At 37.3% G+C, this 13419-nt stretch carries 13 protein-coding genes; all 13 read right to left on the bottom strand.

Annotation, left to right across the window (positions count from 1 at the left end):
- Positions 1-167 precede the first annotated feature (167 nt).
- Positions 168-959: a sporulation transcription factor Spo0A gene (gene spo0A, locus HF876_RS00850; RefSeq protein WP_169358145.1), complete on the bottom strand. Its 792-nt coding sequence runs from the start codon at positions 957-959 to the stop codon at positions 168-170.
- 454 nt (positions 960-1413) lie between these two features.
- Positions 1414-2370: a SpoIVB peptidase S55 domain-containing protein gene (locus HF876_RS00845; RefSeq protein ID WP_169358144.1), complete on the bottom strand. Its 957-nt coding sequence runs from the start codon at positions 2368-2370 to the stop codon at positions 1414-1416.
- A 96-nt stretch (positions 2371-2466) separates the two neighbouring features.
- The gene (gene recN / locus HF876_RS00840; protein WP_169358143.1) at positions 2467-4170 is read right to left on the bottom strand and encodes a DNA repair protein RecN; all 1704 of its coding nucleotides are present in this window, start codon (positions 4168-4170) and stop codon (positions 2467-2469) included.
- Positions 4171-4425: 255 nt separating this feature from the next.
- Positions 4426-4875 carry a transcriptional regulator AhrC/ArgR gene (gene ahrC, locus HF876_RS00835; RefSeq protein ID WP_169358142.1) on the bottom strand — a complete coding sequence of 150 codons (450 nt, stop codon included), beginning with the start codon at positions 4873-4875 and terminating at the stop codon, positions 4426-4428.
- A gap of 98 nt (positions 4876-4973) precedes the next feature.
- Entirely contained in the window at positions 4974-5792 is an 819-nt protein-coding gene (locus HF876_RS00830) for a TlyA family RNA methyltransferase (RefSeq protein ID WP_169358141.1), read from the bottom strand.
- Positions 5789-7684, bottom strand: coding sequence for a 1-deoxy-D-xylulose-5-phosphate synthase (gene dxs / locus HF876_RS00825; RefSeq protein ID WP_169358316.1), 1896 nt, complete (start codon positions 7682-7684; stop codon positions 5789-5791). The genes HF876_RS00830 and dxs overlap by 4 nt, the downstream gene beginning before the upstream one ends.
- Before the next feature lie 89 nt (positions 7685-7773).
- Positions 7774-8658, bottom strand: a complete 885-nt coding sequence (locus HF876_RS00820) for a polyprenyl synthetase family protein (RefSeq protein WP_169358140.1) — start codon at positions 8656-8658, stop codon at positions 7774-7776.
- Positions 8648-8869, bottom strand: a complete 222-nt coding sequence (gene xseB / locus HF876_RS00815) for an exodeoxyribonuclease VII small subunit (RefSeq protein ID WP_169358139.1) — start codon at positions 8867-8869, stop codon at positions 8648-8650. Before xseB ends, HF876_RS00820 begins: the two co-directional genes overlap by 11 nt.
- Before the next feature lies 1 nt (position 8870).
- The gene (gene xseA, locus HF876_RS00810; RefSeq protein ID WP_169358138.1) at positions 8871-10220 is read right to left on the bottom strand and encodes an exodeoxyribonuclease VII large subunit; all 1350 of its coding nucleotides are present in this window, start codon (positions 10218-10220) and stop codon (positions 8871-8873) included.
- 62 nt (positions 10221-10282) lie between these two features.
- The gene (gene folD / locus HF876_RS00805; protein WP_169358137.1) at positions 10283-11137 is read right to left on the bottom strand and encodes a bifunctional methylenetetrahydrofolate dehydrogenase/methenyltetrahydrofolate cyclohydrolase FolD; all 855 of its coding nucleotides are present in this window, start codon (positions 11135-11137) and stop codon (positions 10283-10285) included.
- A 25-nt stretch (positions 11138-11162) separates the two neighbouring features.
- Entirely contained in the window at positions 11163-11540 is a 378-nt protein-coding gene (gene nusB / locus HF876_RS00800; protein WP_169358136.1) for a transcription antitermination factor NusB, read from the bottom strand.
- 111 nt (positions 11541-11651) lie between these two features.
- A complete protein-coding gene (locus tag HF876_RS00795; protein WP_169358135.1) occupies positions 11652-12047 on the bottom strand; it encodes an Asp23/Gls24 family envelope stress response protein in 396 nt (131 codons plus the stop codon).
- A gap of 14 nt (positions 12048-12061) precedes the next feature.
- The gene (gene accC / locus HF876_RS00790) at positions 12062-13414 is read right to left on the bottom strand and encodes an acetyl-CoA carboxylase biotin carboxylase subunit (protein ID WP_169358315.1); all 1353 of its coding nucleotides are present in this window, start codon (positions 13412-13414) and stop codon (positions 12062-12064) included.
- Positions 13415-13419: the final 5 nt, after the last annotated feature.

The following is a 13419-nucleotide window of genomic DNA, read 5'->3' as shown; positions in this document are numbered from 1 at the left end:
CTTTTTAGACTAATCAAATAAGCCTTTTTAAAACACAAAAAAACCAGCGAATCAAATAATTCGTTGGCTTTGTTGATATTAGTTTATAGGCTTTGAAGTACAGATCAAGTTAATATTTCAGAAGTTGGTTGGTTTGTACATCCCGTCAAACCGCGATTCTAACCCTTTCAGCTAGCCATGTTCTCCATGCGAATTTTATCCGCGATCATCGCGATGAATTCACTATTAGTAGGTTTAGATTTTAAGTGATGGACGGTATATCCAAACATTTTAGAAATAGTTTCATAGTTACCTCTGTTCCATGCTACTTCAATCGCATGGCGAATAGCGCGTTCTACACGTGAAGGTGTGGTTTGGAATTTCTTTGCTATCTCAGGATATAAAACTTTCGTAATTGATCCAAGCAGCTCAATGTCTGAATACACCATTTGAATGGCTTCTCGGAGATAGGAATATCCTTTAATATGCGCGGGAACACCCATTTCTTTAATAACATTTGTAATGGTATTATCAATCATTCGCTTGTTTTGTAAAGCTTCTTTTTCCGGGTTTGACTTAACTGGTGCTTCCTGCATGGATCCCTGTCTTCCAGCGACTTGAATAATCTGTGTTACAAGACGGTCAAATTCAAAAGGCTTTAGCATAAAATAAGAGGCACCTAAGTCCACTGCTTGTTTCATCACATCTTCCTGGCCAAAAGCAGTTAGCATAATAACCTGTAATCCCTTTAGCTTATCATTTTTTTGGAGTGAGTCTAATACAGCAATTCCATCAAGGTGTGGCATGATTATATCTAACAATAAAACGTCTGGTTTAATATTTTCTAACATTTCCAAACATAATTTCCCATTATACGCGGTACCAATAACCTCAATTTCAGGGTGTTGTTCAAAATATGAATCCATTGTCCGTATTAGATCTTTGTTATCATCGACTATTGCTACTTTTATTTTCTCCATTAAAATTCATCCACCTTTTGTAAGTTTTTACATAATTACTATTCGCTAATTTTTCCCTACTTCCTTTATTAATTTTCAAAATGATTCTTTCCTATTACGATTCCGAGGTATTATGACAAATTGTAAATCTTTTCTTCTCATTTGTCGAATTATAGTTATTTACATTTTAAGCTTTTATACAAGAAAAGCGCAAGCGCCTATTTCTGCCCCGACAGGCAAATGGGAAAAAGCGAGGAGGCAGTCCCTCAGCCACCACAAACGCTCTTGTTTGCGACGAGCTTGCGCAGGAGCACCTTTTATCCATTTGACCCCGAGGGGCAAGGCTGCTTGCGCTAGACAAAATAGAAAAGCGCAAGCCGCCTATGTTTTTTTATCCATAGGTTTTCAGAATTTATTTTATAATTTGCTAAGCAATTACAAAAGGCTACACCCAAATGGATGTAGCCTTCATAAATCATGGATTTTTCTTCATCATCTCTGTTATAGCTAAAGCAGCACCATTTTTTGGCTTATCCACGTACATATGAGTAACAACCCCAATTATTTTGTCAGCTTGAAGAATTGGGCTTCCACTCATACCCTGAAGAATACCACCAGTCCTTTTAATGAGCTGGGAATCAGTTACCGTAAACTGAAATAGATGTCCTTCCACAGATGAGATATTTATTGTAAAGTCCTGCACTTTCTCACCATCGATTGATGTTCGCATAATTGCTTTACCTGTCGTTATTTCTTCTTTTTCTGCAACTGACATTTGTTGCATTGGTATATTTGCTAATGCTTTGTTTTCTAGCTTGCCAAAAACCCCATAAACATTATTTTCATTTACTCCCCCTATAGGTGGAGTATTGTTTTCATGCGAAGTAATCTTATACCCAGGTTTTCCTGGAATACTTTTTTTAATCTGTTGAATGGAAGACAAATAAATAGAGCCTTCTGAAAATTTTGGAGTAACTCCAGAAGAATGGTCTACTATTTGATGCCCAAGTGCACCAAATTCATTTGTTTCTGGGTCATAATAAGTGAGCGTTCCTATCCCTTCAGTTGCATCTCGCAAGAAAGGGAATAATTTCATCATTTGATCTGGCGTAATATCTTTCGTATACATTTTTTTATCTCGCTCATACTGGATAATAATTTGTTTCTTATTTTTTAATTGCCTTTTTAAATCATCAATGTTAGATACCGTTTGGTCATTTATTTGATGAATTGCATCACCAGATTTTAGCCAATAGTCATCTTCTAACAACACATCGTGATTAAGAAACACAGATCCATACTGGAGGTCGATCTGAATAGATTGCCCAAGTGGAACAACTGTTATTTTTGAAGCGAATGCAGTGGTGCTTAGAAAGAACAAAGTAAAGAAAAGTATTGGCAAAAGCGACCAAATTCGATAGCTTTTTTTCATATTTCACCTCCTATACATCTTACTATGTCCTTTGCTGTGAACTCTATGTGAGGTAAATAATTGATAAAAAAAGAAGACCCCAAAAGTTACAGGTCTTCACGAGTTTCTTAATATTTTTTTACGTTCATTTGCAATTTTTAATAATTCTTTGGAGTGTTTTAATGTGGTCGTAGTTATTTCGGTACCTGACATCATTCGGCTCAATTCCTCAGCTCGTTTATTGTCTGTTATTTCCTCCAATAATGTATATGTTCTATTTCCAGTCACTTCTTTTCGGATTAACAAATGCTGATCTGCCATTGCTGCAACCTGAGAAAGATGAGAAATGCACAGTACCTGAGAATTTGTAGCAATGCCAGCTATTTTCTCTGCTATGGCCTGAGCAACACGTCCGCTAACTCCTGTGTCTACTTCATCGAAAATGATGGAAGTAATCCCTTGATGTTTTGAAAAAATGCTTTTTAGGGCTAACATCATACGAGAAAGTTCTCCTCCGGACGCTATTTTCGTTAATGCTTTTAATGGCTCTCCCACATTTGTAGAAATGTAAAATGACAAGTCATCTAAGCCATCTTCATTATACGTTTGGTTAGATTGTTCATGAAACATAACCGAAAAAGTAGCTTTTTCCATATATAACTCTTTTAGCTGCTCCATAATTGCTTTACTTAACTTTTCAGCAGCAATTTTACGTTTTACGGTCAATTCATTTGCTTCTAGCTGAAGATCAATTTCAATTTGCTTGATTTTTTCCCCCATTTTTTGAATCTGTTCATCTCTATTGACTAATTGGCTTAGGCTATGCTGAATTTGATCTTTGTATTCCAAAATTTCTTCAATGGATGAGCCATATTTTCTTTTTAACGTTTGAATCGTTGCAAGTCTCTCTTCCACCTCAAGCAACTGATTGCTATCATATTCCATCTCATCCAGCTCATTTTTAAGTTGGTGGGCGGCATCCTGTAATATATAAAAAGCAGAAGATACGCTTTCGCTTAACTCCTTCATATTATCATCCACATCGGCAATATCCATTAAATCAGACATTGCAGTTCCTATATAATCTAATCCTTTAGATTCTCCTAAAATAGCTTCATAGGAATTACTCATCTTGTCGAACACCTTATGAAAGTTTAATAATTTCTTTTTTTCATTTTGGAGCAATTCTTCTTCTCCACTTTTCAACTGTGCTTCCGCTATTTCCTCTACTTGAAAAGTGTACAAATCTATTTTATGCGCTATTTGTTGTTCGTTTTCCGTAAGTGTAGCAAGTTCTTTTTTCCATTTTTTATATTTATGGAACAATTCTTTATAATTTTCTTTTACTACCTTTAAGTCTTCTCCAGCAAACTGGTCTAGTAAATGAATATGTGCTTTGTCATCCATAAGTTCTTGGCTTTCATGTTGGCCATGAATATCTATTAAACTAGCACCAATTTCTCTTAAAATGCCTATAGTAACTAATTTTCCATTAACTCTACAGACACTTTTTCCAGAATCGTTTAAATCTCTTCGGAGAATAATAGTTTCGTCGTCGACATCTATACCAACGTCAAACATTTTCTTAAAAACACTATGTTGTGGATCTGTTATGATGAATAATCCTTCCAGTTCAGCTTTCCGTGCTCCATGTCGAATAAATTCCTGTGAGCCTCTACCTCCACAGAGTAAATGAACTGCATCTATAATAATGGATTTACCAGCACCAGTCTCACCAGTCAATACAGTTAGTCCTTCGTCGAAGCCAACTGATAGCTCGTCTATAATAGCAAAGTTTTTAATGGAAAGTTCTTTTAACAAAATATCACCTCTGTTTAAAAAATCTGTATCGTTTTAGGTATTTCATTTCATTTGTATACACATTTAGATTTAACACCCTTTAAGATGGTAGCACGCAGACCTCGAATCCATGACTAGTAAGACATCACACCTACGCTCTTAAGACTTCTTACGCCACGGAAAGCGGCCGTGCTGATCAATGATTACACTTTTGATAGCTGTTCATTTTTGACAAAATAACCGGAATTACAGAATTACACATGAAGCCATTGGATATTACAGCATTTCCAGTAAACGATTTTTTAAAGTTTGACTATCTTCTTCTGTTCTACAAATGATTAAGCACGTGTCGTCACCACAAATAGTCCCCAATATCTCTTCCCAATCCAAATAATCAATCAGCGAGCCAATAGCATGAGCATTACCTGGTAAAGTTTTCATAACTAAAAAATGACTTGCTCCATCGATACTAACAAAGGCATCTGTTAATGCTCTATGCAGCTTTTGCATAGGATTAAATCGTTGGTCTGCAGGCAAACTGTACTTATAGTTACCATTTGGTAAGGGCACCTTTACTAAATGTAGTTCCTTTATATCTCTGGATACCGTAGCCTGAGTAACGTTAACCCCAGCATTTTTTAAATGATCGACTAAATCATCCTGTGTTTCAATTTCATAATTCGCTATTATATCCCTAATACGAATATGCCGTTGTCCTTTATTCATAATGAGCTCCTTGCTGTATAAATATACTGTTTTAATTATACCTTAGCATTACATTGCAAAAGTAACAAGAAAAAACGCGACTCTTGGGGAGTCGCGAATTATTTTAATAAATTATGTGCCTCATTGACAAGCTTTTCAAAGTCGAATGTATGAGGGAGAACTTCTTCAGGATTTACACTAACTAAATGGAATAGAAATTCTATATTACCTTCACCACCAGTAATAGGTGAATAAGAAACATTTTTCAATTGGAAGCCTTGGCTTTCGGCAAAATTTGCTATATCGTTGAGCACATCTATATGCACTGCCTTATCTCTCACTACACCCTTTTTACCAACTCGCTCTTTTCCAGCTTCAAACTGTGGCTTAACTAAAGCAATCACATCTCCGTTTGGAACGATGATTGTCTTTAAAGTTGGGAAGATAAGCTTAAGGGATATAAAAGAAACATCGATAGAAGCAAACGACGGTAAGCCCTCTTGGAAATCAGCAGGCGTAGAATAACGGAAATTTGTTTTTTCCATTACCGATACTCGTGGGTCCTGCCTGATTTTCCAAGCCAATTGGTTACTACCGACATCTAATGCGTAAGCATGCGTCACACCATTTTGAAGTCCACAGTCTGTGAATCCTCCGGTGGAAGAACCAATATCTAACATAATTTTATCCTTAATCTCTAGATCAAACTGTTCGATTGCTTTTTCTAGCTTTAAACCACCACGGCTTACATATTTTAAAACCTGTCCCTTTACGGTTAATACAGAAGAGACCTCTATTTTTTCTCCCGGCTTATCTATTCTTTCTTCATTCTTGTAGATAAGTCCAGCCATAATAGCACGCTTAGCTTTTTCTCTCGTTTCAAACAATCCTTGTTCTACTAAGAGTATATCTACTCTCTCTTTTGGTATCTTACTCATGAGGAGATATACCTTGGGCTTTCTTTTAAAGTAGATTTTACTAAATCGACTATGCTATCGCTTGTAATATTAATTTCTTCGAGTAATTGATTAACATCTCCATGTTCAATAAACATATCAGGAATACCAATTCTTTTAACATTAGCTTGTAAATTTTGCTCGTTATAATATTCCAATACAGCACTTCCAAATCCACCTTGTAAGACGCTTTCTTCAACTGTAATGATAGGCATATTACGAGAGTGAATATCTTTAAGCATTGCTTCATCAAGTGGTTTGATAAAACGAGCATTTACTACTTCTACAGAGATATTTAATTTACTTAATTCGTCTGCTGCCTGTAGTGCCATTGGAATAGTAGTTCCAAATGTAAGAATGACAGCTTGACTACCTTCTTTTAGTACTTCCCAAGATCCGATTGGAATAGGAGTTAGCTCTTCGTCCATTGGCACGCCAAGTCCGTTACCACGAGGGTAGCGAAGGGCTATTGGGCCATCAGAATAGTCAAAAGCAGTTTTTACCATATGTTGGCCTTCATTTTCATCCTTTGGCATCATGATCACCATATTAGGCATATGTCGAAGGAAGGAAATGTCAAATACACCTTGATGTGTTTCTCCATCTGCACCTACGAGGCCAGAACGGTCAATACCAATTACTACATTTAACTTTTGACGGCAAATGTCGTGTAAAACTTGATCATATGCTCGTTGAAGGAATGTAGAATAGATGACTAATAACGGCTTCATCCCTTCAGCAGCCATTCCAGCTGCCATTGTAGTGGCGTGCTGCTCTGCTATCCCCACATCGAACATTCGATCCGGGAATTCTGATGCAAACCCTTCCAATTTAGAACCAACCGGCATAGCTGGAGTAATCGCGACAATACGATTATCTTCACGAGCTAATTTTCTTGCAGTTTCGGCTACTAGTGCACTCCAAGAAGGTGCTTTAGAAGCAGATTTCACAAAGTCACCTGTCTCCATTTTATAGGGACCTGTACCATGCCAAGTACCTATTTTATCTTGTTCAGCCGGTTTGAAGCCTTTTCCTTTTTTCGTAATTACATGAATAAGGACTGGGCCCTTCATTTTTTTAGCGTTTTTCAAATTTTCTTCTAGGTCTTCAAAGCTATGACCATCAATTGGTCCAAGGTACGTGAAGCCTAGTTCTTCAAAAAATGCTCCAGAAACTAGTAGATACTTTAACGAATCTTTTAAGCGTTCTGCAGTACCTGCTAGTTTACCGCCAACAGCTGGAATTTTTTTCAGCAAGGATTCAATTTCATCCTTAGCCTTGTTATACGTTCCATGAGTACGTAATTTACCCAATACATTATGCAATGCTCCTACGTTTGGAGCAATCGACATCTCATTATCGTTTAGAATGACAATCATGTCTGTTTTTTCATGACCGATATGATTCAATGCTTCAAGAGCCATACCACCTGTGAGAGCCCCATCACCAATAATAGGTATCACAAAGTTTTTCTTCTTTTGAATATCACGAGCTTTTGCCATTCCCATTGCGGCAGAAAGAGAAGTAGAGCTATGCCCTGCCTCCCATACATCGTGCTCGCTTTCAATCATTTTAGGAAATCCACATAGTCCTTTAAATTGGCGTAGCGTATCGAATTGATCTGCACGGCCAGTTAAGATTTTGTGAACGTATGCCTGGTGTCCAACATCCCAAAGAAATTTATCATCTGGGCTATTAAACGCTTTATGCAGTGCCACAGTTAATTCAACTACACCTAAGTTAGGTCCAATATGTCCACCTGTAACTGATAACTTTTCTATTAAAAACGATCGAATATCTTCACTTAAGTCCTTTAATTGTTCATTGTCTAAACGTTTTAAAAAGGATGGACTAGAAATTGAAGTTAAATCCATTGCCATCACTCACCTTCTTTTAGATTTCCTTTAATAAAGCTAGGTATAATCATATCAATATTTGCTTATAAAACAAAATTATACGCTACTTATTTTGATCTTTTTGTTATGTAGTCGGCTAATTCTACTAAAAGTCCCTTGTTTAGTGTTACAGGATGTAACGCTTCAATGGCCAAGTTATATTGCTTCTGTAATTGTTCCTTAGCACCAGCCAAGGTTAAAATAGAAGGATAAGTATTTTTTTCACTCAAAATATCTTTTCCAGCAGTTTTACCTAATTGCTCAGAAGTACCTTCAACGTCTAAAATATCATCTTGAATTTGAAAAGCCAGTCCAATATGAATCGAATATTGATGGAGTGCTTTCATAATATCCTCGTTTGCATTAGCAATTATTCCGCCAGCTAAAATACTATAAGATAATAATGCTCCAGTTTTGTTCAGATGTACCTCTTCCAGCTCTTCTAAAGAAAGTATCTTACCTTCACCAAGCATATCTAAAACTTGACCGCCTACCATACCTTCCGCTCCTGATGCCATACTTAATTGATCAATCAAGCGAACTTTTTGGCTCGGCTCCAAGTCTTTGAGTCTAGCTATAATGCCGAATGCTAGTGTTACTAAGGCATCCCCTGCAAGAATTGCTAAAGCTTCACCAAAAACCTTATGGTTAGTAGGCTTACCTCTGCGTAAATCATCATTGTCCATGCTAGGTAAGTCATCATGTATTAAAGAATAGGTATGAATCATCTCTATAGTACTGGCAACTTTTATAGCTTCTACATTTTCCACTCCAAGTTCTTGCAACACAGCAAGAGTGTATAACGGTCTAATTCTCTTACCGCCTGCTTTAAGAGAGTAAAGCATAGCTTCTTTTAATTCATGTGGAGCTGTAATGTCATTTATAATTGACTCGAGCTGGAGTTCAATATGTGGAAGGTTGGTTTCAATAAATGTTTGTAAGCTACTCATCATTTTGCCCTACCTCTTCTTTATTTTCCCCCATAAAGGAAACTAATTGTTTTTCAGCGCTTTGTAATTTATCACTGCAAAGTTTAGATAGCTCCATCCCTTTTTGGTAGAGCTCGATTGCATTTTCAAGCGGGACATCCCCTTGCTCTAGCTGACGAACAATTTGTTCTAATTGAAGCATTGCTTCATCAAATGGAATCTCTTTTTTTGCCATGCTATTTTACCCCCTCTTTACTCACTGCTTGTTGAACTATAGCATCTATTTGACCATCAGGTAATGTGACAGCGATTGTATCACCTTTTTGAACTTCATCTATCGACTTGATTACTTGTCCATCCTTATAAGTAATGCTATAGCCACGGTCCATAATTTTTAGAGGATTTAGAGCCTCCAAGGTTCTTAACGACCCAGTAAATTGTTGACGATTTTTTTCAAAAGCCGCAATCATTGCTTGGTTCAGTTGATTTGTACTAATTACCAAATGTTTAGATTGTAATGTGATCAATCTTTGCGGTGAAAGCTGTTTGAAGCGATTGTCTAACTGAGAAAAATTGCGCACTTTGTCACCAAATAATCGATTAACCTCTCGATGCAGTTGCTGTTCCGTTCGAATATATCTCTCTATAAAGGGACGATATAATTTTTCCGGAGTTGCCATGACTGGTGAGGTGATTGCTCTTTGGTATCTGTTTTTTTCATCTGTCAGTCTTTTAGTAATAAAGTGGAGACTTGCAGACTGATAAGATAGAATGTTCTTCATAAGATTTTCTTTGCTTGGGACAGCCATTTCTGCAGCTGCTGTCGGTGTTGGTGCCCTTAAATCAGATACAAAGTCAGCAATAGTTGTATCTGTTTCATGTCCCACCGCACTAATGATAGGAACACTGCTTTCTGCTATTGCCCGAGCAACAATTTCCTCGTTAAATGCCCATAAGTCCTCTATGGATCCTCCACCTCTACCAACGATTAATACATCAATACTTCCTAGGGTATTAGCTTGTTTAATGGATTTTACGATAGAAGGGGCTGCTTGAGGGCCTTGAACGATACTAGGGAAAACGATAACCTCACTAATTGGGTAACGTCTTTCGAGCGTAGTCAAAATATCTCGAATCGCTGCACCTGTCTTCGATGTGACGACTCCAATTTTTTTAGGAAATGCAGGTAGTCGTTTTTTCCTATTTGGATGAAAAAGTCCTTCTTGTTCTAGCTTTTTCTTTAGCTGTTCGAAGGCTAAAAAAAGCTCGCCAATACCATCTGGCTGTATAGAAGAGGCATACAACTGATATTGTCCTGCTGCCTCAAATACATTAATGTCCCCTCGAACTAGCACATTCATACCACTCTCAGGTCTGAATTTAAGGCTACGAGCGTTCATAGCAAACATAACTGAGGTCAGACGAGCAGATTCGTCTTTTAAAGTGAAATAAATGTGACCACTAGAGTGAACCTTTACATTTGAAAGTTCTCCTTTTACGTAAACATCTCGCAAATGAGTATCCGCATCAAATTTTCTTTTTATGTATTTAGTTAAGGCTTTTACAGTTAAATATGTTTGAGACATCCAATCAACTCCCAAGACTGTTGACAAGGTAAAAGCTGTTCTCTTGTAGAACAGCTTTCAGCTTATTTATCTAGTGTATTCTCTGCTGCAAGGCATGTATTTTCCATTAACATTGCAATAGTCATTGGACCTACACCACCAGGAACAGGGGTGATTTTAGAAGCAATTTCTTTAGCAGAAGCAAAGTCCACGTCGCCGCATAGTTTATTGTCTTCATTACGGTGAATCCCAACATCTATTACAACCGCACCTTCTTTTAAGTGACTAGCATTGATCATTTTCGGCTGACCAGTTGCTACTACTAAAATATCTGCTTGTTTTGTAAAGCTATGTAAGTCTTTTGTTTTCGAGTGGCAGTAGGTTACTGTAGCGTTCTTTTGTAAAAGGAGCTGACCCATTGGTTTGCCAACGATGTTACTTCTCCCAATAACTACAGCGTGCTTCCCTTCTAATGCTATATCGCTATATTCTAAAAGTTTCATTACACCAAAGGGCGTACAGGATAAGAAAGTAGGTTGCCCAATGAGCATCTTACCGACATTTACTGGATGAAAACCATCTACATCTTTTAATGGAGATATAGCTGCAATTACTCTATCCTCATTTATTTGCTTTGGTAGTGGTAATTGAACTAGAATACCGTGTATCTTATCATCGTCGTTTAGCTTGTTAACGTGAGTTAATAGTTCTTCTTCGGATATATTTTCTTCTAGTTCTATCATAACAGAATACATACCTAGTCTTTCGCACGTTCGTGTTTTACTATTCACATAGGTTTGAGAAGCTGGATCACTTCCAACTAATACAACCGCTAATCCTGGGGTAATACCCTTTGATTTTAGATGTTCCACACGTTCTTTCACTTTTTCAGTTACTTTTCCAGCTATTTCTTTCCCATTAATAAGATTATCTACCACTATAAACGCCCCTTAATGTCGAAATTTATTGATCTGTATATTTAGATAAAACTCCATTTACAAATCGGCTAGATTTTTCATCGCCATAGATTTTACATATTTCCAATGCTTCATTTATAACTACTTTTGCTGGTGCTTCGTTTGCATATAGTAGTTCATAAACTGCGATTCGCAGAACTGTTCTTTCGATTTTAGGTAATCTGGAAAGAGACCAGTTTTCTAGCTTGTCTGTCAAAGAGGTATCAATTTCATCTTTATGCTCAATTGTCCCTTTCACTAAATCAGTTAAAAAAGGGTCATTTTCTTCTGTAACATGCCCTATCGCTTCTTGTATTGTTATCTCATGATTGTCTAGCTGAAATAGTGCTTGTAATGCTAGCTCTCTTGCTTGTCTACGTTTCATTATTAGTTCTCCTTTAAATGTAGCTATCTTACCCATAATATCATATTTTTTTGTAGAGTGCTTATTAGAAAGTAGAAAATAAGAAAAAGAGCCCCAAATGGAGCTCTTTTCTCATGATTCAACCGTTTCAAATTGTACGCCTGTAATATGAACGTTTACTTCGGTTGGAACTAAGCTAGTCATATTTTCAATAGCCTGGCGAATTTGAGACTGCACTTCTCTTGCTACATTAGGAACGGATATACCGTATTTCACAAGGCAATATACATCAATATACAGACCGTCATTTGTGATTTCAGTCTTTATGCCCTTACCATGCACTTTTTTTCCTAAGCGCTCTACTACGCCTGCTGCAAAGTTACCACGTGTACCCGCGATACCTTCTACTTCAGTTGTAGCAATTCCAGCAATTACCGTTATAACCTCTGGAGCAATTTCAATTGTCCCTAGGTTTTCTTTGCCATCAGGAGTCATTTGAACAAATTTTTGTTCGGTTGTTTCTGTCATATGGATCACTCCTTTTATGAATTCATCACGTCGTATCTCTCTAAAAACTTAGTATCGAAATCTCCAGAGACAAATACCTCATGATTCATGAGTTTTTCATGGAAGCCAATAGTGGTATCGACACCTTCAATGGCGAATTCACTAAGTGCACGCTTCATCTTAGCAATCGCCTCTTCTCTTGTCTCACCAAAAGTAATAAGTTTAGCAACCATAGAATCATAAAATGGAGGAATTGTATAACCAGGATATACTGCTGAATCTACTCGAACTCCTAGTCCGCCTGGTGGTAAATAGAATTCAACAAGTCCCGGAGAAGGCATGAAGTTTTTATCTGGGTTTTCCGCATTAATACGACATTCTATTGCCCATCCATTAAGTTTAATATCTTTTTGCTCAAATGGCAATTTTTCTCCGGCTGCGACTTTCAACATTTGTTTAATTAAGTCAATACCAGTAATCATCTCTGTCACTGGATGCTCCACTTGAATACGAGTATTCATCTCCATAAAGTAGAACTTTTGGTTAATATGATCAAAAATAAACTCTACTGTTCCAGCACTTTCATAGCCAACTGCTAATGCTGCCTTTACTGCCGCGGCGCCCATTTCGGCACGCATAGCTTCTGATAAAGCTGGTGATGGAGCTTCTTCCACTAGCTTTTGCATACGTCTTTGGATGGAGCAATCTCTTTCACCCAAATGTACTGCATTACCATGAGAGTCAGCTAATACTTGAATTTCTACATGACGAAATACTTCAATATATTTTTCGAGATAAACGCCAGGATTACCAAATGCTGCAGCAGCTTCTTTTTGGGTAACTTTTATCCCTTTGATTAAATCAGCTTCGTCTTTTGCTACGCGGATACCTTTACCACCACCGCCAGCAGTTGCTTTGATGATAACCGGATATCCTATTTCATTTGCTACCTTAAGTGCATCCTCTTCCGTTTTAACGATACCTTTAGAACCAGGAACTGTAGGAACTCCAGCTTTTTGCATAGTTTCCTTTGCTACATCCTTTATACCCATGCTTTTGATCGCCTGTGATGTAGGACCAATAAACTTAATATCACATTCCTCACATAGCTCAGCAAATTCTGCATTTTCCGCTAGAAAACCATAGCCAGGATGTATCCCTTCACAGCCCGTTAGCTTGGCAACGCTGATAATATTTGAAAAGTTTAAATAGGAATCTTTCGATAATCTAGGCCCTATACAATAAGCTTCATCTGCCAGTTGCACATGTAAAGCCTCTCGATCCGCTTCAGAATATACAGCAACAGTTTCAATGTTTAGCTCCTTGCATGCTCTAATAATACGAACAGCTATTTCACCACGATTGGCAATTAACACTTTTTTCATGATGCTTA

It is taken from the genome of Psychrobacillus sp. BL-248-WT-3 (assembly GCF_012843435.1).
In the GTDB taxonomy this organism is placed as follows: Bacteria; Bacillota; Bacilli; order Bacillales_A; family Planococcaceae; genus Psychrobacillus.
This window is presented reverse-complemented; position numbering and strand designations above follow the sequence as displayed.

What these genes read in the sequence shown, in the direction of transcription:
- spo0A (WP_169358145.1), bottom strand. Translation starts at nt 959, where the DNA reads ATGGAGAAAATAAAAGTAGCAATAGTCGATGATAACAAAGATCTAATA.
- HF876_RS00845 (WP_169358144.1), bottom strand. Translation starts at nt 2,370, where the DNA reads ATGAAAAAAAGCTATCGAATTTGGTCGCTTTTGCCAATACTTTTCTTT.
- ahrC (WP_169358142.1), bottom strand. Translation starts at nt 4,875, where the DNA reads ATGAATAAAGGACAACGGCATATTCGTATTAGGGATATAATAGCGAAT.
- HF876_RS00830 (WP_169358141.1), bottom strand. Translation starts at nt 5,792, where the DNA reads ATGAGTAAGATACCAAAAGAGAGAGTAGATATACTCTTAGTAGAACAA.
- dxs (WP_169358316.1), bottom strand. Translation starts at nt 7,684, where the DNA reads ATGGATTTAACTTCAATTTCTAGTCCATCCTTTTTAAAACGTTTAGAC.
- HF876_RS00820 (WP_169358140.1), bottom strand. Translation starts at nt 8,658, where the DNA reads ATGATGAGTAGCTTACAAACATTTATTGAAACCAACCTTCCACATATT.
- xseB (WP_169358139.1), bottom strand. Translation starts at nt 8,869, where the DNA reads ATGGCAAAAAAAGAGATTCCATTTGATGAAGCAATGCTTCAATTAGAA.
- xseA (WP_169358138.1), bottom strand. Translation starts at nt 10,220, where the DNA reads ATGTCTCAAACATATTTAACTGTAAAAGCCTTAACTAAATACATAAAA.
- nusB (WP_169358136.1), bottom strand. Translation starts at nt 11,540, where the DNA reads ATGAAACGTAGACAAGCAAGAGAGCTAGCATTACAAGCACTATTTCAG.
- HF876_RS00795 (WP_169358135.1), bottom strand. Translation starts at nt 12,047, where the DNA reads ATGACAGAAACAACCGAACAAAAATTTGTTCAAATGACTCCTGATGGC.